Raw genomic sequence first — 16,987 nt, 5'->3', positions numbered from 1 at the left:
TTCCACCGATGGGACAGGTCAGCGCGTCCAGCACGGTTCTGATCGACGCCGACCCCGCGACAGTGCTCGGCGCCGTCGCCGACTACCAGGCGATGCGTCCGAAGATCCTGTCCGAGCACTACAGCGGCTACCGCGTGCTCGAAGGAGGTCAGGGCGCGGGAACGGTCGCCACCTGGAAACTGCAAGCCACGAAGTCGCGCTCACGCGACGTCAAGGCCACCGTCGACGTCGCGGGCCGCACCGTCATCGAGAAGGACGCCAACTCGTCGATGGTGACCAACTGGACCGTCGCACCCGCCGGCCCGGGGTCGTCGGTGACGGTCAAGACGTCCTGGCAGGGCGCCGGCGGTATCGGCGGATTCTTCGAGAAGACGTTCGCGCCGATCGGTCTGCGCAAGATCCAGGCCGAGGTGCTCGGCAACCTTAAGCGTGAGGTCGAGGGCACCATCGCTGTTGAGGAGACCTAGCAGTTCAGGACGTCTAACTGCGCTGGGCGCCCAGGAAGGCCACCACACCGCGCACGATCGCGTCGGCGTATTTTTGCCGGCCCTCGGGGGATTTCATCAGACCCGAGTCGATCGGGTTCTTCATGTTCCCGCACTCCACGAGGATCGACGGGTACTGCGCGAGGTTCAGCCCGGCGATGTCAGCGCGCGGGTTGAGCCCTGACGAGCCGATGTAGGTCGCCGGCGGAATCCCCGACCCGGCCATCGTGTCGCGCATCGTCTGGGCGAACTGCACGGCAGGACCGGCCTGCGCCGCGTTGAGCGGCGGCGAGGAGTACAGCACGTGGAAGCCGCGCCCGGTGGCCGGCCCGCCGTCGGCGTGGATCGACACGATCGCATTCGGCCGGATCGCGTTGGCCATCGCGGCGCGTTCGTCGACGCAGGGCCCCGGCCCGCTGTCGTCGCCGCGTGACATCGCGGTCCGCACCCCGAGGCCGGTCAGCGCCTGCCGTACCCGCAGCGTGGTGTCCCACGTGAACGTGTGCTCGGGGTAGCCGTCGTCGGTGGCCGTACCGCTGGCCTGGCAGTCCTTGGTGCCGCCGCGGCCGGTGGGTACCTGGCGGCTCAACCCGGCCATTGACGCCTGGTGACCCGGATCGAGGAACACGATCATGCCGGCGACGTTGGAGGGGGCGGCATGTGCTGGTGCCGCGAGCGTGGAGGCCGCGACGAGCAGCCCGGCGACGATCTGGGCGCCGACACGGCGAGTGGCTCTGATCAGCACCGCGCCACGGTAGCCCGCCTGCCGACTACGCTGGAAGCCCTGAGCGCCGGTTCGGCGTGAGCGCAACCAAGTCGAGACCGACACGCAATCAACCCGCAAGAGGATCAGCATGCAGCCTGGTGGCCAACCCGATATGTCCGCTCTGCTCGCCCAGGCACAGCAGATGCAGCAGCAGTTGATGGAGGCGCAAGAGTCGCTGGCCGCCTCGGAGGTGCACGGTCAGGCCGGTGGCGGCCTGGTGCAGGTCACGATGCGCGGTAGCGGTGAAGTGGTCGGTGTGGCCATCGACCCGAAGGTGGTCGACCCGTCTGACGTGGAGACGCTGCAGGATCTGATCGTCGGCGCGATCGCCGACGCCGCCAAGCAGGTCACCATCATGGCCCACGACCGTCTCGGCCCCCTGGCCGGCGGCATGGGCGGCGGCCTCGGCCTGCCGGGTATGTGACTTGTTCGAAGGACCCGTTCAGGACCTGATCGACGAGCTCGGCAAGCTGCCCGGGATCGGCCCGAAGAGCGCGCAGCGCATCGCGTTTCACCTGCTCTCCGTCGAACCGCCGGACATCGACCGGCTGACCGCCGTGCTGAACAAGGTGCGCGACGGGGTGACGTTCTGCGCGGTGTGCGGCAACGTCAGCGACGAGGAGCGCTGCCGGATCTGCGCCGATCCGCGCCGGGATGCGTCGCTGGTCTGCGTGGTGGAGGAGCCCAAGGACGTGCAGGCCGTCGAGCGGACGCGGGAGTTCCGCGGGCGCTACCACGTGCTGGGTGGGGCGCTGGATCCGCTGTCGGGCATCGGCCCTGACCAGCTGCGAATCAGGGAGCTGCTCAACCGCATCGGTGAGCGCGTCGACGGGGTCGAGGTCGCCGAGGTGATCATCGCGACCGACCCCAACACCGAGGGCGAGGCGACCGCGACGTACCTGGTGCGGATGCTGCGCGACATCCCGGGACTGTCGGTGACGCGCATCGCCTCCGGGCTGCCGATGGGCGGGGATCTGGAATTCGCCGACGAGCTGACGCTGGGCCGTGCCCTCGCCGGCCGCCGCGCAATGGCCTGAGCGTTCGATCGGTCGGCATTGTCGGTGGGTGTTGACACCATGACCGCATGAACAGGGTCATCCTCGGCGGCGAAGCCGTCCGCGCAGGCGTGGCGACCAGGCATGAGCTCCGCCGCGACTACACGACGCTCTACCGTGGCGTGTTCGTCCGCAACGGGGTGGAGGTCACGCTGCGGGACCGGGCGGTCGGCGCATGGCTGGCGACGGGCCGGCAAGGGGTGATCGCCGGAGTCGCGGCTGCGGCGCTGCACGGTGCCCCTTGGGTCGACGTCGATGTTCCGATCGACGTGATGGGAGTCCGGCGTCGAATGCGCGAAGGCGTGGTCGTCCACACGGAGGTGCTCGCAGCCGATCAGATCACCTCGCTCGGCGGGCTGCCGGTGACCACGCGCGTGCGCACAGCCTTCGATCTCGGGCGTCATCTGGACCGCACCGAGGCGTTGGCTCGGCTGGATGCGTTGATGTGGAACCAGCGGTTCGACATCGCCGAGGTCACCGAGCTGGCCGATCTCTCACCCAGGTTGCGGGGTATCGCCCAACTTCGGGAACTCCTGCCGCTGGTCGACGGCGGTGCGGCGTCTCCGCGGGAGAGCGCACTCCGGCTCACGTTGCACGACAACGGTTTCCCGCGTCCGGAGACGCAATTCCCGGTGCTCGACGGGTCGCGGCCAGTGGCGTTCCTCGACCTCGCGTATCCCGAGTACGGCGTCGCGGTCGAGTACGACGGCGATCACCACCGCACCGACCGGCGGACCTACGTCAAGGACATCGCCCGCCTGCGGATGCTCGAGCAACGCGACTGGATCGTGATCCGGGTGATCGCCGAGGACCGGCCCGACGCCTGGCTGTCCCGCGTCGCGACCGCGTTACGGAAGCGGGGGTGCCCCATACCGCCGGGCATCGTCACGACGCTGTCCGCGTGACGGCCTCCTGCTCGAGCCGGGCAGTCAGCCGGCGGTAGCCGTTGAGATTCACCAGGCCGCGGTGCTCCGGTGCACCGCGCAACTGCAGGTCCGGATAGCGGTCGAACAACGCGCGCAGCGCGGTCACCGCCTCGTTGCGCGCCAGCGCGGCGCCGAGGCACACGTGGATGCCGCTGCCGAACGCCAGGTGCTCGCGGGCGTTGGGGCGCGTGATGTCGAAGCGGTCCGGATGATCGAACACCTTGGGGTCCCTGTTGGCACCTCCGAGCAGGAGCACGACCGCGGTGCCCTGCGCGATTGGCACCCCGGCGATCTCGGTGTCGCGGCTGGCCTGCCGCGCCGTCATCTGCACGGGGCTGTCGAAGCGCAGCATCTCCTCGATCGCCGACGGCCACAGGCCGGGATCGTCGCGCAGCAGCGCGAGTTGGTCGGGGTGATCCATCAGCGCGACGATGCCGTTGCCGATGAGATTGACCGTCGTCTCGACCCCGGCGCCCACGAGCAGCGTCGCGTTCGCCCGCAGTACGCGATCAGTCAGCCCGCCCTCGAGGGCCATCGTGCTGAACGGGGTGCCGTCGGAGCCCTCGGCGCGAAGCCGGCGGAAATGATCCTGCATGTAGGCCTCGACGTCGCGCAGTTCTTCCATCGCACCGCGGAATGCCGCCCAGCTGATGCCGATGTCGAGTAGCGGAGCAATCGTGTTGCCCCACCTCAGGATCCGCGGACGCTCGGCGCGCGGGACGCCGAGCAGATCGCTGATCACCGCGGCCGGCACCTGAGCGGCGTAGTCGCCGACGAGATCCACCTCGCGCCGCCCGTCGAGGCCGTCGAGCAACTCGAGCGTCAGCTCGTCGATGCGGGCATCGAGCGTGGCGATCGCGCGCGGGGTGAAGCTGCGCGCCACCATCTTGCGGTAACCCGTGTGCTCGGGCGGGTCGGTCATCAGCATCGACGGCGCCTCGACGGGGTTGGGCAGCTCGGGATCGAGCCGACGCACGATCCGTGCGAGCACGTCGGGCAGACCGGTTTCGGCGGGATCGGCGACGACGAAGTCGTTGTCGCGCAGCACCGTCCGGCAGATCTCGTGGTCGGCGCTGACCAGCACCGCGGGGGTCTGCGCGAGCGGTCCCGCTGCCCGGATCTCCTCGATGCGGCGCAGCCGCCCGGCGGAGTCGTCACGGCCGAGCGTCAGCGTCGCCATCGGCTCCCCGTGCCGAGCCCGCAGAGAGAGGAAGGCGCGCGGCAGACCGTGCAGTGCTGCCCAACGCATCCAGGTCGACAGTTCGCTAGCCATGTCTCGACGGTAGGCAGTTCAGCGCGCGAGCGCATCGTCCCAGGAGAGCAACACCGCCTCCTACCGGGGTAGGAGGCCGACTGCCGACCGCGGGCGGTTCCCCGGTACCCGGACCGCTCCTAGACTGGGCCGATGCTCGATGCGCTGCGGCACCGCGTGCGCGGATACGCCGCGCGCAAGGCGGACGAGATGCCGGGCGGCTACACCTGGCCGTTCGTCATCAGCGTGGACGTGACCATGGTGGTCGTCTCGGTGATCGCGGCGCTGCAGCGGCCGTGGTCGCACTGGTGGATCGCCACCGTCGCGCTGCTGATCGGAATCCTGCCCGACGTCGTGTTCTTCTTCACCGACCGGCGGGTGCCGGTAGCGGTCGAGGCGGCCACGGTGTGGCTGGCGTGGACGGTGAGTACCGCGCTGTTCCTGTTCGCCTTCCCCACGCCGATCAGCGGTGACTTCGCGCCGCTGCTGCTCAGCCTGCTGACCGGGATGATCGGCGCGTTCACCTCGGCGCGGACCAGCCTGCTGGTGGCGTTGTCCGCGGCGGCGCTCGTCGGCGCCGCGGTGTGGGCCGGACGGCTCGAAACACCCTGGCTCTATCTGACGTTCATCGCAATCGGCCTGCTCGTCGGTTGGCTGATGCGCATTCAACAGGAGCTGTTGCTCGAACAGCGGCGCGCGCACGCCAAACTCGCCGAGCACGCCGCCGCCGACGAACGGCGCCGGATCGCCCGCGAGGTCCACGACGTGATCGCACACTCGTTGAGCGTGACCCTGCTGCACGTCACCGGCGCGCGGCGCGATCTGCAGGTCGACCGCGACGTCGACGAAGCGGTGGACGCGCTCGAGCAGGCCGAGCGCCTCGGCCGTCAGGCCATGGCCGACATCCGCCACACGGTCGGCCTGCTCGACGACGCCACCGCAACGGCGGTTCCCAACCCCGGCATCGATGATCTGGCCGCGCTCGTCGAGGATTTCGTGCGGGCGGGGCTGTCGGTGTCGCTACGCATCTCGGGGGACACCGGCCGGATCTCCGCGGCCGAGGGCTTGGCGCTCTACCGCATCGCGCAGGAGTCGCTGGCCAACGTCGCCAAGCATGCACCCGAGGCGGCGACGTCGGTCACGCTCGACGTCGCAGGCGCGGCGGTGCTCACGATCGTGAATCGGGTTCCGGTCCTCGTCCCGGGTCGCGGCGAACAGCACGAGGGGCGGGGCATGCGCGGCATGCGGCAGCGCATCGAATTACTTGGCGGCACACTGGATGCGGGGCCCGACGGTGACGCGTGGTCGGTGCGCGCTGTCATCCCGGTGGAGGGCCGACCCGGCTGCGTGCTGCGGGGCGGCGCGCCGTGACAGCCGAGCCGGTGAGCGCGCTGCTCGTCGACGACCAGGAGTTGGTGCGCTCCGGCCTGCGCCGCATACTGCGACGGCGGGACGGGATCGTGGTCGTCGGCGACTGTTCCGACGGCGACGAGGTGCCTGCCGCAGTGGCCGAGCATCGGCCCGACGTGGTGGTGATGGATCTGCGGATGAAGCGCGTCAACGGGATCGAGGCGACGCGGGCCCTTGCCGACTGTGGGGGACCTCCGGTGCTGGCGCTCACGACATTCAGTGATGACGATCTGCTCTCAGGCGTGTTGCGCGCCGGCGCAGCGGGTTTCGTGTTGAAGGATTCGCCGGCCGAAGAGCTCATCCGGGCCGTGCACGCCGTTGCGCGCGGGGACGGGTACCTCGACCCGTCGGTGACCGCGCGGGTGCTGACGACCTATCGCACTGCGGCCTCCGATCCGGCGCCCGACGCGGTGAGCGAGCTGACCCCGCGTGAACTCGACGTGTTGACGCTGGTGGCCAAGGGTCGTTCGAACGGTGAGATCGCCGAGGAGCTGGTGATCTCCGGTGTCACCGTGAAGAGTCACATCGGCCGCATCTTCGGCAAGCTGGGGCTGCGCGATCGCCCGGCGGCCATCGTCTACGCCTATCGCCACGGGCTCGTCGCCCCGCGCTGATCTACACGCGGCGCGGTGCCGCCAGGCGTTCCCGCCGCAATGTGTCGACCTCCGGAAGGTCAAGGGATGCAAGCGGTCCCACCACCTTTGTGAGCAGGTGGTCGGCGAGTTCGGGGTTGCGCGCCAAACAGCAGCCGTGCAGATAGGTCGCCACGACGCTGCCCTGCACCGCACCGTCCACGCCCGAGCCCGCCCGGTTGCCTGCACCCTTGGTCACCGCGGCCAGCGGCCGCGCGTCAGCGCCCAGATCGGTTCCGCCCCGGTGATTCTCGAAACCGGTCAACGGCTGGGTGAGCCCGTCGATCAGCGGTGTGGAGGCCACCTCGCCAATCGTCCGCTCCGGCTGCGGTGAGGTCGTGACGTCGAGCAGCCCCACCCCGGACACCCGCTCCCCGGCCGAGGTTTCGTACCAGTGGCCCAGCACCTGGATCGCCGCGCAGATCGCCAGCACCGGCGCGCCGCGTGACACCGCCTGCTGTAGACCGGGATAGCGCACCAGATGTTTGGTCGCGAGACGCTGCGCGTAGTCCTCGGCACCGCCCAGGGTGTAGATGTCCAGGTCGGCGGACACCGGGTCGTCGAGCGTGATCTCGACGATCTCGGCGTCGATACCGCGCAACCGCAGCCGCTGCCGCAGCACCAGCGAGTTGCCGCCGTCGCCGTAGGTGCCCATCACGTCGGGCAGCACGAGCCCGATGCGGACTGTGGATTCGCTCATGGCAGCCGCCTGTTCAGCTGGAGGAACGCCGTGTAGTTGGCGAGGACCTCGACGTGGCCGGGCGGGCAGCTGCGGATCGCCGCCAGCGTGTCGTGCACCAGCGTGTGCTCGACGCCGGCGTAGCCGAGGCGCACCGCGAGATCGGTGCCGCGTTCCCCGGCCGCCACCACCGGCACGTTCTCGAAGTGCTCGAAACGGACGTCCCACAACCACGACAGGTCCTCGCCGTCGGGCACCTGCCCGTTGACCGAGATCACCACGCCCGCCGCGTCGCGGTCGAGCATCGACAGTGCCTCCTGCCAGCCGGCGGGATTCTTGGCCAGCAGCAGCCGGGCCGTGTGTGACGGGCCGACCGGCACGGTCCGATAGCGGCCGGCCACTTCGTCGACCGCCGACACAGCGGCGACGGCCGCGGCGGGATCGGCGCCGAGGGTGACCGCGGCGGCGACGGCCTGGGTGGCGTTGCCGCGGTTGACCCTGCCCGGCAGCGTGAGCGTCATCGGCAGGGCCAGGCCGCCGGGACCGTGGATGTGGGTGTCGTCGTACCGCCAGTCCGGTTCCGGCCGGTGGAAGTCGCAGCCCGTCGAGTGCCAGTTCGCGCCCTCGCGCACGATCACCTCGCCGGAGCGCGGGCAACTGACCGAATCGCTGGCCCAGCCGCCGCCGGCGGCCACCCACACCACGTGTGGGTGGTCGTAGGCGGCCGAGGTCATCAGGACGTCGTCACAGTTGGCGACCACCACGGCCGCGCTGTGACGGGCCAGACCTGCGCGCAGGGTCCGCTCGATGTGGTTGATCTCACCCACCCGGTCGAGCTGATCGCGCGACAGATTGAGCAACACGATCACCGACGGGGTGACGGCGTCGCTGACGTGCGGGACGTGCATCTCGTCGACCTCGAGCGCGGCCAGGGACGCGGTGGGCGCGGCGGCCAGCGCGGCCACCAGCCCGGCATCCATGTTGGCGCCCTCGGCGTTGGTCGCTACGGGGCCGAGCGTGGCCAGTGCGGCGGCTGTCATCCGCGTGGTGGTGGACTTGCCGTTGGTGCCGGTGATGACGACGGTGCGACGGCCCTGGCCGAGTTGCTGCAGGACAGAGCGGTCGATCGTCATCGCGACGAGCCCGCCGATCATCGCGCCGGCGCCGCGGCCGGTGACCCGCGACGCCCAGCGGGCGCCTGCACCAGCTGCGAGCGCCGCTCGTGCGCGTACCGAGACCATTCCCGGCAGTTTAGAGAAGGGGCCGACACGCGGCGTGGGGAGCAAGGCTTGTCGGGGCTGCGTGCCATTCTCGGAGGGTGAGTTCACCCGCCGTCCGCACCTGGGGCCGGCCCGCCGACGAGGCGGGCGCCGGGTGGGCGGTCGTCGACGTCGAGACCTCCGGTTTCCGGCCCGGACAGGCACGCGTCGTGAGTGTCGCCGCGCTCGCGCTCAGCGATGACGGCAACGTCGAGAAGAGCCTGTACTCGCTGCTCGATCCGGGGGTCGATCCAGGCCCGACGCACATCCACGGGCTCACCGCCGAGATGCTGGCCGGCCAGCCCACCTTCGGAGACGTCGTCGCGGATCTGTGTGAGGTGCTGCAGGGCCGCACGCTGGTCGCCCACAACGTGGGCTTCGACTACGCATTCCTGGCCGCGGAGGCCGAGATGGTCGGCGCTGCGCTGCCCGTCGACACGGTGATGTGCACCGTCGAGTTGGCCCGGCGGCTCGACCTGGGTGTGGAGAACCTCCGGTTGGAGACGTTGGCCGCGCATTGGGGAGTGACCCAGATGCGCCCGCACGATGCCCTCGACGACGCGATGGTGCTCGCCCAGATTCTCAAACCGGTGCTGGCGCGCGCCTTCGAGCGGCGGGCGTGGCTTCCCGTGCATCCGGTGTCGCGCCGCACGTGGCCGAACGGTCGCGTGACGCACGACGAACTGCGGCCGCTCAAGGCCATGGCCGCCCGGCTTCCGTGCCCGTATGCGAACCCGGGCCGCTTCGTGCCCGGGCGGCCCCCGGTGCAGGGCATGCGAGTCGCGGTGGCCGCCGAGGTCGAGCGCACGTATGAGGAATTGATCGAACGGATGTTGCACGCCGGGCTGGCATTCACCGAGGCGGTCGATCAGCACACCTCGCTGGTGGTGTGTGATCAACCAGAAGTTCTGCAGGGCAAGGGGTTTCAGGCCCGGGAACTGGGTCTGCCCGTCGTGTCCTCAGTGCAGTTCATGGACGACGTGATGTCGGTGGTCGGTGGTACCCAGGTCGAAGACTTCGTCGGCTCCGACCTGGGCGAGGACCAACTCGCCCTGTTCTGACCTAGGGCGCTTCGCAGATGCGTCCGGGAGTGCATCCCGCGACGTCCTGCATGCCGTCCTGGCCGGGCGGGATCTCTCCGACGATGGGCGGCGGACCGCCCTCAGGAGCGGTGGCATCGCACGCGGCACCGCGTGCTGCCCCGCCCGGGTCGTCGCACGGCACATTGGGTTGTGCACCGGCGATGGGTGCCATCGCGATGACCGTCGCGGCGGCCCCGGTCAGCATGGCTGTTCCGAAGGTGATGAGTTTCATGTCCCTGTGAATTGCCCGCGTGCAGACTGTTGAAACGATCTAATCATCGCCGTTGTTGCAGACCCGACCCGGAATGCAGCCAGCGCCGCCGATGTACGGGCTACCGCCGTCCTGACCCGACCCCGCCCCCGTCGTCCCGCCACCGGGCGTGACGTTCGTACACGGAGTGCCGTCAGCGGCACCGTGCGGCGTCGCGCACTCCGGCTGCGCGACGGCGGCGGGAGCGAACGAAATCATCGCCGCTGCCGCGAGAGTGAGAACCGAACCAGACGTCAACTTGAGCTTCATGCGGTAATTTCTTCCCGACCCGCGGGGGCGCGAAACCGCAATCAGCACAAGTCATTTCTTGATCACTTTCTCGCTTCGCGAGAAGGATGACACCGACCGCGCTCAGCGCCGAGCGGCCCGGTTGACCGCCGACACCACCGCGCGCAGCGAAGCCGTCGTGATCGACGTCGCGATCCCGACACCCCACACGGTCTTGCCGTCGATCGAGGCCTCCACGTAGGCCGCGGCCTGGGCCTCCTCGCCCGAGGACATCGCGTGCTCGGAGTAGTCCAGCACGTTGACGTCGTAGCCGATCGCGCCCAGCGCGTCGACGAATGCGGCCAGCGGGCCGTTGCCGGCGCCGACGATCTCGCGCTCGGCGCCGTCGACCTTGACCACCGCGGTGATGGTGTCGGTGCCACCGTCGACCTCGGCTGCGTCGACTCGCTGACGCATGCGCTCCAACGGCGTGATCGGGGCCAGGTACTCCTCGTGGAACGCGTCCCACATCTCCTTGGGCGACACCTCGCCGCCCTCACCGTCGGTGATGGCCTGGATGGCCGCGGAGAACTCGATCTGCAGGCGCCGCGGCAGCGCCAATCCGTGGTCTGCCTTCATGATGTAGGCCACGCCACCCTTGCCGGACTGCGAGTTCACCCGGATCACAGCCTCGTAGGTGCGGCCGACGTCTTTCGGGTCGATCGGCAGGTACGGCACCTGCCACAGGATGTCATCGACATCCGAATCCTGTTCGTCGGCTGATACTTTCATCGCGTCCAGGCCCTTGTTGATGGCGTCCTGGTGGCTACCGGAGAATGCGGTGTACACCAGATCGCCGCCGTAGGGATGCCGTTCGTGAACGGGCAGCTGATTGCAGTACTCGACGGTGCGCCGGATCTCGTCGATGTTCGAGAAGTCGATCTGCGGATCGACGCCGCGGGAGAACATGTTCAGCCCCAGCGTCACCAGGCACACGTTGCCGGTGCGCTCGCCGTTGCCGAACAGGCAGCCCTCGATGCGGTCCGCGCCGGCCTGGTAGCCCAATTCGGCTGCGGCGACGGCAGTTCCGCGGTCGTTGTGCGGGTGCAGGCTCAAGATGATGCTGTCCCGCGGGGTCAGGTGGCGATTCATCCACTCGATCGAGTCGGCGTACACGTTCGGCGTGGCCATCTCGACCGTCGCCGGCAGGTTCACGATCAGCGGTACCTCGGGCGTCGGCGCCACGATCTCGGCGACGGCGTTGCAGACCTCGACCGCGTACTCCAGCTCGGTGCCGGTGTAGGACTCCGGCGAGTACTCGAAGCGCCACTGGGTGCCCGGGTACTTCTTCGCTTCCTCGACGCACATCCGTGCGCCGTCGGTGGCGATCTTCTTGACGGCGTCGCGGTCGGCGCGGAACACGACGCGGCGCTGCAGGATCGATGTCGAGTTGTAGAAGTGCACGATGGCGCGGGGTGCGCCCTCACAGGCCTTGAACGTCTTCTCGATCAGTTCGGGCCGGCACTGCGTCAACACCTGGATCGTCACGTCGTCGGGTATCGCGCCCTGCTCGATGATCTCCCGGACGAAGTCGAAGTCGGTCTGGCTCGCCGACGGGAAGCCGACCTCGATCTCCTTGTAGCCCATCCGGACCAGCAGGTCGAACATCCGGCGCTTGCGGGCGGGGCTCATCGGGTCGATCAGCGCTTGGTTGCCGTCGCGCAGGTCCACCGCGCACCACAGCGGCGCAACGTCGGTGACCTTGTCGGGCCAGGTGCGGTCGGGCAGCGTCACCGGCTCTACCTCGGCGGCGAAGCTGCGGTATCGGTTGACGGGCATCGCGGAGGCGCGCTGGGTGTTCCAGGACGGCTGGCCGTCGCGGCGGGGGCCGGCGGGCGTGGTGATGGTGCGTACCGAATGAAAAGCGTCGGGGGTGAAGTTCTCGGTCATGATGTGGGCTCCGGGTTGGATGGGGGAATCTCAGACCGGCGCATCGCGAATACCCGCGACGGGAGGCCAGTCTGGATCAGACCCCGTCGCGGCGTCCGAGAAGGAGCACCCGCTGCACGCGGTCGACTGTACTCCGGCGGGCGCGCCGGGCAAAACGGGTCCGCGGTTGTACGGTGTCATCCGCAACACGCCGCGACGGGCGGATGAGGACGCACGCTCGGCGCGCTCAGACGTGGGAGTCGGGGAACGCGATCACCGACAGGAACCGGATGGGCAGCTCGACGAGGTCGACGGGGCCGTGGGCGCCCTCGCCGTCGAACTGCAGCGAATCGCCGGGGTGCAGCCGGTAGACCGACCGGCTGTGGCTGTAGTCCATCACCCCTTCCTGCATGTAGATGAACTCGGTGCCCGGGTGCTGGAACAGCGGATACGTTCGGCTCTTCTCCGACAGCGTGACCTGCAGACACTCCAGTCGCTTGTGCTCGCCGCGCAGTGAGCCGAGCAGTTCGTAATCATGGCCCTCGCGGGTGCCCTCCCGCACGATCCGCGCCCCGGTTCCGGACTTCACGAACGCCGCGGGGCGCTCGACATCCGCGCCGCGGAACAGGCTCGTCACCGGCACGTCGAAGCCCTTGGCCAGCAGCGCCAGCGTGGACAGGCTGCACGAGGTCTGCGCGTTCTCGATCTTGCTCATCATGGCCTTCGAGATGCCGACCCGGGCGGCGGTGTCGGCGACGGTGAGCCCCTGCTGGAGCCGCAGCAGCCGCACGTTGCGTCCGATCGCGGTCTCGATCTCCAGTTCGTCGACCGGCTCCTGCGGGTCGCGGTCCCGCGCGGTGCCGGACTTGTTGCGCAGCAGTGCTGAGTGATCGTCAGCTGGGGTCACAGCTCACCTGTCTAGCGCATCTGCCCGGCGCCGACGTACGGGTACGGCGTCGTGAGCAGGTCCGCTTCGGCGAAGCGGGCCAGCCGGAAATCCGACGCCGGGATACGCGGGTCGCGGCTGTGGCCGTCGATCACCAGATCGGCAACGAGCCTGCCGACGGCCGGCGCGATCTTGAACCCGTGCCCGGAGAAGCCCGCGGCGACGAGCAGGCCGTCCACCTCGGTCCGAGAGATGACCGGGTTCCAGTCCGGTGTGACGTCGTAGCACCCCGCGTAGCTGCTGGTGATGACGGCGTCGGGAAAGCCGGGGAAGCGGGTGCCGACCTTGTCGACGGTGACGTCGACGAACTGCTCGGTCGCCCGGTTCAGATAGCCGTCCGGGTCGGCGGTCTGCGCGTCGCTGAGATCGCTGTTGCCGAAGAGGATTTCCCCGCCGACCTCGGGGCGCACGTACTGCAGCGACACCAGGTCGGAGAACACCGGCACCGGGGGAAGGTCGACACCCGGGTCGATCAGCACGATCTGTTCGCGGACGACGCGGATCGGTACGTCGATGCCGTAGGGCGCCAGGAACGGCTGCGTCCACACCCCGGTCGCGACGACGACGGTGTCTGCGGCGACGGTGCTGCCGTCGCTCAGCATCACACCGGTCACGCGGTCTCCGTCGACTGCCAATCCTGTTGCCGCGCAACCCTGCCGGATGCGCACACCGGCCGCACGCGCCGTCGTGGCGAACGCCTGAGCGGTTTGGTAGGCGTCACCGTATCCGCCCCGTGCCTCGTACCCGAAGGCTGCGAACGGCTCCAGATCGGCGAACGGCCACATCTCGGCGACCTCGGCCCGGTCGATCTCCTCGGTGTCCACGCCGACGGCGCGCTGTGCGGCAAGGCTCTTGCGCAGGGCGTCGACGTTGGGTTCGCCGACGCCCACGACGTAGCCGGTCTGGCGAAATCCGATGTCGCCGCCGAAGATCTCGGCGGCCTGCTCGAACACCTCGAGTCCATCGGCGGCCATCGCCGCCAGCGAGCTGACGCCGTAGTGGCAGCGCACGATACCGCTGGATTTCCCCGTCATGCCGGAGCCGACGGTGCTGCGCTCGACGACGACGACGTCCGTCACGCCGCGCTCGGCCAATGCCCACGCGGCCGCGCAACCCTCCAGCCCGCCGCCGACGATGACGACGTCGGCCGTGTTCACAGGCCCGGTATCCACGACGTGCCGGCCAGCGGGACCTTCGCCATCGCGGCGGCTTCGATGCTGACCGCGACCAGATCGTCGGGCTCGAGATGGCAGACGTGGGACTTGCCGCAGGCGCGGGCGATCGTCTGCGCCTCCATCGTCAGCACCCGCAGGTAGTTGGCCAACCGTCGGCCGGCGGCCACCGGGTCCAGGCGGGCGGCGAGCTCGGGATCCTGGGTGCTGATGCCCGCAGGATCGTTGCCGTCCTGGTAGTCGTCGTAGAAACCTGCTGCGCTGCCCAGCTTTTCGTACTCGGCGGCGTAGCGCGGGTGATTGTCGCCCAGGGCGATCAGCGCTGCGGTGCCGATCGCGACGGCGTCGGCGCCCAAGGCCAGGGCCTTCGCGACGTCGGCACCGTTGCGAATGCCACCCGAGACGATCAACTGAACTTTGCGGTGGACGCCGAGTTCCTGAAGCGCCCTGACTGCCTCAGGGATCGCGGCCAGTGTCGGGATGCCGACGTGCTCGATGAACACCTCCTGGGTGGCCGCCGTCCCGCCCTGCATGCCGTCGACGACGACGACATCGGCGCCGGCGTGCACCGCGAGCTTGACGTCGTAGTAGGTGCGGGTGGCGCCGACCTTGACGTAGATCGGCTTCTCCCAGTCGGTGATCTCCCGCAGCTCGTTGATCTTGATGGTCAGATCGTCGGGTCCGGTCCAGTCGGGATGGCGGCACGCCGAGCGCTGATCGATGCCCTGCGGCAGCGTGCGCATCGAGGCGACCCGTTCGGAGATCTTCTGGCCGAGCAGCATTCCGCCGCCACCAGGCTTGGCGCCCTGACCGAGGACCACCTCGATCGCATCCGCCTTACGGAGGTCGTCGGGGTTCATGCCGTACCGCGACGGCAGGTACTGGTACACCAGATGCTTGCTCTGGCCCCGTTCCTCGGGCGTCATGCCGCCGTCGCCGGTGGTGGTCGACGTGCCGACCTCGCTGGCGCCCCGGCCCAGCGCCTCCTTGGCGGGCCCGGACAGGGCGCCGAAGCTCATGCCGGCGATGGTGACCGGAATGGCGAGGTGCAGAGGATGTTTGGCGTGCCGATCGCCCAGCACCACGTCGGTGGCGCAGCGTTCGCGGTAGCCCTCGAGCGGATACCGCGACATCGATGCGCCGAGGAACAGCAGATCGTCGAAGTGGGGGAGCCGGCGTTTGGCCCCCCACCCGCGGATGTCGTAGACGCCGGTGTCGGCGGCGCGCTGGATCGCGGCGATCGTGGCGCGGTCGAAGGTGGCGGACTCACGCAGGCCGAGGCGCGCGCGGTCGTCGGTGTCGGTCATCAGTAGCTCGCAGAGTTGTCGACGTGGAAGTGATACAGCGATCGCGCGGATCCGTAGCGGGTGTAGGAGGCGGTGTCGTCGTCCTCGAAACCCGCTGCCTTGAGGAGTTGTTCGAGCTCCTCGTGGTGTTCGGCGCGCATCGGCTTGGCCACGCAGTCGGCGCCGAGGGAGGCCACCTCACCACGCACGTAGATACGCGCCTCGTAGAGCGAGTCGCCGAGTGCCTCACCGGCGTCGCCGCGCACCACGAGCCGGCCGGCCTGAGCCATGAATGCGCTCATGTGTCCGACGTTGCCGCCCACGACGATGTCCACGCCCTTCATCGAGATACCGCAGCGCGCCGCGGCGTCGCCCTCGATCACCAACAGGCCGCCATGTGCCGTCGCACCCGCCGATTGCGAGGCGCTTCCCTTCACCCACACCGAGCCGCTCATCATGTTCTCCGCGCAACCGGTGCCCGCGTTGCCGTTGATCACGACATCGGCCTGCTGGTTCATGCCGGCGGCGTAGTACCCGACGTGGCCGTTGACGCTCACGCTGACCGGCGCGTCGAGGCCGACGGCGACGTTGTGGGCGCCGGCGGGATGGTCGATGACGAACTCGCCCTGCAGGTTCGGGGCGTGCAGCGCGGCGTTGACTTCGCGCAGCGGCGTGGTGCTGAGGTCGAAACGTTGTACTACCTGCTCCATGCGTAGACGACCTCCGGTTCGGGTTCCCAGATGCGCGCGTTCTCGACACCGGGAAGGCCTGACAGGGCGCGGTATTCGCTGGCCATCGCCACCCAATCGGGGGTTTCGGCGATCACCGCGGGTTTGCATGCGATGGCGTCGCGGACCACGGCGAACGAATCGCGGTTGGACACCAGCAGCGTGTAGAAGCCGTCGAAGGTCGCGCAGAGCTCCTTGAGGGCGCTCTCGACGTCGCGACCCTCCGACAACTGCGCCGCGATGAATCGCGCGCCGACCTCGGTGTCGTTCTCGCTGTCGAACACGACACCGCGAGCCCGCAGTTCGCGGCGGATGGTGGCGTGGTTGGCGAACGACCCGTTGTGCACCATGCACTGGCCCGGTCCGACGGCGTAGGGGTGGCAGCCCGAGGGAGTGACCGCGGACTCGGTCGCCATCCGGGTGTGGCCGACGCCCTGCCAGCCCTGGGCGCCGGAGAGTGCCCATCCCTCGGTCAGCACTCGTGGATGGCCGACACCCTTGAGAACCGCCATGTCGGAGCCGAAGCCGGCGACGATGGCGTGGGGGTAGCACCCTCTCACCGCCGCCAGCAGAGCCTCTGACGAGGTGTCGCAGGACAGCAGGTGACTGTCACCGACCGCCACCACCTCGACGGCGTCGACGTCCTCGTCGAGGGCGACCGCGACGGTGCGCCGGACCAGCTCGACGTCCTCGGTGCGGCCGGTGCCGAGATCGGCCACCGATACGCAGCCCTGGCCCGGCGGAGACCAGGTGGGGTCGCCGTAGACGGCCACACCGGCGGAATCGCTTCCCCGGTCGCCCATTTCGCAGAGCATGCTGCTGAGCAGGGTGCCCAGGAGCGGATAGAGCTCGGGTGTGCGCAGATGCAACCCGACGATGCCACACATGGCGTCCTCCAGTGG

The 16,987-nt window shown here is 69.2% G+C and carries 19 protein-coding genes; 7 read left to right on the top strand and 12 right to left on the bottom strand.

The genetic code is table 11. The annotated features are described in order from the left end of the window. Positions 1-8 precede the first annotated feature (8 nt). Positions 9-467 carry an SRPBCC family protein gene (locus ACZ50N_RS24580; RefSeq protein WP_464474013.1) on the top strand — a complete coding sequence of 153 codons (459 nt, stop codon included), beginning with the start codon at positions 9-11 and terminating at the stop codon, positions 465-467. Positions 468-480: 13 nt separating this feature from the next. Here ACZ50N_RS24580 and ACZ50N_RS24575 read toward each other — a convergent pair whose 3' ends face one another. Next, positions 481-1,224, bottom strand: coding sequence for an Rv3717 family N-acetylmuramoyl-L-alanine amidase (locus tag ACZ50N_RS24575; protein WP_046365288.1), 744 nt, complete (start codon positions 1,222-1,224; stop codon positions 481-483). A gap of 115 nt (positions 1,225-1,339) precedes the next feature. Between ACZ50N_RS24575 and ACZ50N_RS24570 the strand changes: the two genes are divergently transcribed. The 3 genes from ACZ50N_RS24570 to ACZ50N_RS24560 are packed head-to-tail and all read left to right on the top strand — an operon-like array spanning position 1,340 to position 3,211. Beyond that, a complete protein-coding gene (locus tag ACZ50N_RS24570; RefSeq protein WP_046365280.1) occupies positions 1,340-1,675 on the top strand; it encodes a YbaB/EbfC family nucleoid-associated protein in 336 nt (111 codons plus the stop codon). A gap of 1 nt (position 1,676) precedes the next feature. Further along, positions 1,677-2,288, top strand: a complete 612-nt coding sequence (gene recR, locus ACZ50N_RS24565; protein WP_048422551.1) for a recombination mediator RecR — start codon at positions 1,677-1,679, stop codon at positions 2,286-2,288. Between the two features lie 47 nt (positions 2,289-2,335). Then, positions 2,336-3,211 (top strand): type IV toxin-antitoxin system AbiEi family antitoxin, encoded by an 876-nt coding sequence (locus tag ACZ50N_RS24560; RefSeq protein ID WP_464474012.1) that lies wholly within the window; start codon positions 2,336-2,338, stop codon positions 3,209-3,211. Here ACZ50N_RS24560 and ACZ50N_RS24555 read toward each other — a convergent pair. Further along, positions 3,192-4,505 carry a cytochrome P450 gene (locus ACZ50N_RS24555; RefSeq protein WP_464474011.1) on the bottom strand — a complete coding sequence of 438 codons (1,314 nt, stop codon included), beginning with the start codon at positions 4,503-4,505 and terminating at the stop codon, positions 3,192-3,194. The genes ACZ50N_RS24560 and ACZ50N_RS24555 overlap by 20 nt on opposite strands. Before the next feature lie 132 nt (positions 4,506-4,637). Between ACZ50N_RS24555 and ACZ50N_RS24550 the strand changes: the two genes are divergently transcribed. Beyond that, positions 4,638-5,855, top strand: coding sequence for a sensor histidine kinase (locus ACZ50N_RS24550; RefSeq protein WP_464474010.1), 1,218 nt, complete (start codon positions 4,638-4,640; stop codon positions 5,853-5,855). Then, positions 5,852-6,508 (top strand): response regulator, encoded by a 657-nt coding sequence (locus ACZ50N_RS24545; protein WP_046365284.1) that lies wholly within the window; start codon positions 5,852-5,854, stop codon positions 6,506-6,508. Before ACZ50N_RS24550 ends, ACZ50N_RS24545 begins: the two co-directional genes overlap by 4 nt. Position 6,509: 1 nt before the next feature. On the opposite strand, the gene ACZ50N_RS24540 is transcribed toward ACZ50N_RS24545, so the two are convergent. Further along, complete coding sequence (locus tag ACZ50N_RS24540) at positions 6,510-7,226, bottom strand: type 1 glutamine amidotransferase (protein ID WP_048422554.1); 717 nt, start codon at positions 7,224-7,226, stop codon at positions 6,510-6,512. Beyond that, the gene (locus tag ACZ50N_RS24535; protein WP_464474009.1) at positions 7,223-8,446 is read right to left on the bottom strand and encodes a DUF1727 domain-containing protein; all 1,224 of its coding nucleotides are present in this window, start codon (positions 8,444-8,446) and stop codon (positions 7,223-7,225) included. Before ACZ50N_RS24535 ends, ACZ50N_RS24540 begins: the two co-directional genes overlap by 4 nt. A gap of 77 nt (positions 8,447-8,523) precedes the next feature. Here ACZ50N_RS24535 and ACZ50N_RS24530 point away from each other — a divergent pair, with 77 nt between their 5' ends. Further along, entirely contained in the window at positions 8,524-9,525 is a 1,002-nt protein-coding gene (locus tag ACZ50N_RS24530; RefSeq protein ID WP_133414817.1) for a DEDDh family exonuclease, read from the top strand. A gap of 1 nt (position 9,526) precedes the next feature. Here the strand turns inward: ACZ50N_RS24530 and ACZ50N_RS24525 are convergent, their stop codons facing one another. The 8 genes from ACZ50N_RS24525 to ACZ50N_RS24490 all read right to left on the bottom strand — a co-directional run bounded on the left by ACZ50N_RS24525 (position 9,527) and on the right by ACZ50N_RS24490 (position 16,972). Continuing rightward, on the bottom strand, positions 9,527-9,778 hold the full coding sequence (locus tag ACZ50N_RS24525) for a hypothetical protein (protein ID WP_046366305.1): 252 nt from the start codon (positions 9,776-9,778) through the stop codon (positions 9,527-9,529). A 39-nt stretch (positions 9,779-9,817) separates the two neighbouring features. Then, positions 9,818-10,066, bottom strand: a complete 249-nt coding sequence (locus tag ACZ50N_RS24520; RefSeq protein WP_464474008.1) for a hypothetical protein — start codon at positions 10,064-10,066, stop codon at positions 9,818-9,820. 102 nt (positions 10,067-10,168) lie between these two features. After that, positions 10,169-11,974 carry a 2-isopropylmalate synthase gene (gene leuA / locus ACZ50N_RS24515; RefSeq protein ID WP_464474007.1) on the bottom strand — a complete coding sequence of 602 codons (1,806 nt, stop codon included), beginning with the start codon at positions 11,972-11,974 and terminating at the stop codon, positions 10,169-10,171. 226 nt (positions 11,975-12,200) lie between these two features. Beyond that, positions 12,201-12,860 carry a helix-turn-helix domain-containing protein gene (locus ACZ50N_RS24510; RefSeq protein WP_464474006.1) on the bottom strand — a complete coding sequence of 220 codons (660 nt, stop codon included), beginning with the start codon at positions 12,858-12,860 and terminating at the stop codon, positions 12,201-12,203. A gap of 11 nt (positions 12,861-12,871) precedes the next feature. Further along, a complete protein-coding gene (locus ACZ50N_RS24505; RefSeq protein WP_464474005.1) occupies positions 12,872-14,056 on the bottom strand; it encodes an NAD(P)/FAD-dependent oxidoreductase in 1,185 nt (394 codons plus the stop codon). After that, positions 14,053-15,378: an FMN-binding glutamate synthase family protein gene (locus tag ACZ50N_RS24500; RefSeq protein WP_464474004.1), complete on the bottom strand. Its 1,326-nt coding sequence runs from the start codon at positions 15,376-15,378 to the stop codon at positions 14,053-14,055. The genes ACZ50N_RS24505 and ACZ50N_RS24500 overlap by 4 nt, the downstream gene beginning before the upstream one ends. Next, positions 15,378-16,067: a protein glxC gene (locus ACZ50N_RS24495; protein WP_464474003.1), complete on the bottom strand. Its 690-nt coding sequence runs from the start codon at positions 16,065-16,067 to the stop codon at positions 15,378-15,380. Before ACZ50N_RS24495 ends, ACZ50N_RS24500 begins: the two co-directional genes overlap by 1 nt. After that, a complete protein-coding gene (locus ACZ50N_RS24490; protein WP_046366311.1) occupies positions 16,055-16,972 on the bottom strand; it encodes a class II glutamine amidotransferase domain-containing protein in 918 nt (305 codons plus the stop codon). Before ACZ50N_RS24490 ends, ACZ50N_RS24495 begins: the two co-directional genes overlap by 13 nt. Positions 16,973-16,987 lie beyond the last annotated feature (15 nt).

Source organism: Mycolicibacterium obuense, assembly GCF_055397605.1.
The sequence above is the reverse complement of the archived record's forward strand: the minus strand, read 5'-3'. Positions and strand labels throughout refer to the sequence as shown.

What these genes read in the sequence shown, in the direction of transcription:
- ACZ50N_RS24580 (WP_464474013.1), top strand. Translation starts at nt 9, where the DNA reads ATGGGACAGGTCAGCGCGTCCAGCACGGTTCTGATCGACGCCGACCCC.
- ACZ50N_RS24570 (WP_046365280.1), top strand. Translation starts at nt 1,340, where the DNA reads ATGCAGCCTGGTGGCCAACCCGATATGTCCGCTCTGCTCGCCCAGGCA.
- ACZ50N_RS24560 (WP_464474012.1), top strand. Translation starts at nt 2,336, where the DNA reads ATGAACAGGGTCATCCTCGGCGGCGAAGCCGTCCGCGCAGGCGTGGCG.
- ACZ50N_RS24555 (WP_464474011.1), bottom strand. Translation starts at nt 4,505, where the DNA reads ATGGCTAGCGAACTGTCGACCTGGATGCGTTGGGCAGCACTGCACGGT.
- ACZ50N_RS24550 (WP_464474010.1), top strand. Translation starts at nt 4,638, where the DNA reads ATGCTCGATGCGCTGCGGCACCGCGTGCGCGGATACGCCGCGCGCAAG.
- ACZ50N_RS24540 (WP_048422554.1), bottom strand. Translation starts at nt 7,226, where the DNA reads ATGAGCGAATCCACAGTCCGCATCGGGCTCGTGCTGCCCGACGTGATG.
- ACZ50N_RS24535 (WP_464474009.1), bottom strand. Translation starts at nt 8,446, where the DNA reads ATGGTCTCGGTACGCGCACGAGCGGCGCTCGCAGCTGGTGCAGGCGCC.
- ACZ50N_RS24525 (WP_046366305.1), bottom strand. Translation starts at nt 9,778, where the DNA reads ATGAAACTCATCACCTTCGGAACAGCCATGCTGACCGGGGCCGCCGCG.
- ACZ50N_RS24520 (WP_464474008.1), bottom strand. Translation starts at nt 10,066, where the DNA reads ATGAAGCTCAAGTTGACGTCTGGTTCGGTTCTCACTCTCGCGGCAGCG.
- leuA (WP_464474007.1), bottom strand. Translation starts at nt 11,974, where the DNA reads ATGACCGAGAACTTCACCCCCGACGCTTTTCATTCGGTACGCACCATC.
- ACZ50N_RS24500 (WP_464474004.1), bottom strand. Translation starts at nt 15,378, where the DNA reads ATGACCGACACCGACGACCGCGCGCGCCTCGGCCTGCGTGAGTCCGCC.
- ACZ50N_RS24495 (WP_464474003.1), bottom strand. Translation starts at nt 16,067, where the DNA reads ATGGAGCAGGTAGTACAACGTTTCGACCTCAGCACCACGCCGCTGCGC.
- ACZ50N_RS24490 (WP_046366311.1), bottom strand. Translation starts at nt 16,972, where the DNA reads ATGTGTGGCATCGTCGGGTTGCATCTGCGCACACCCGAGCTCTATCCG.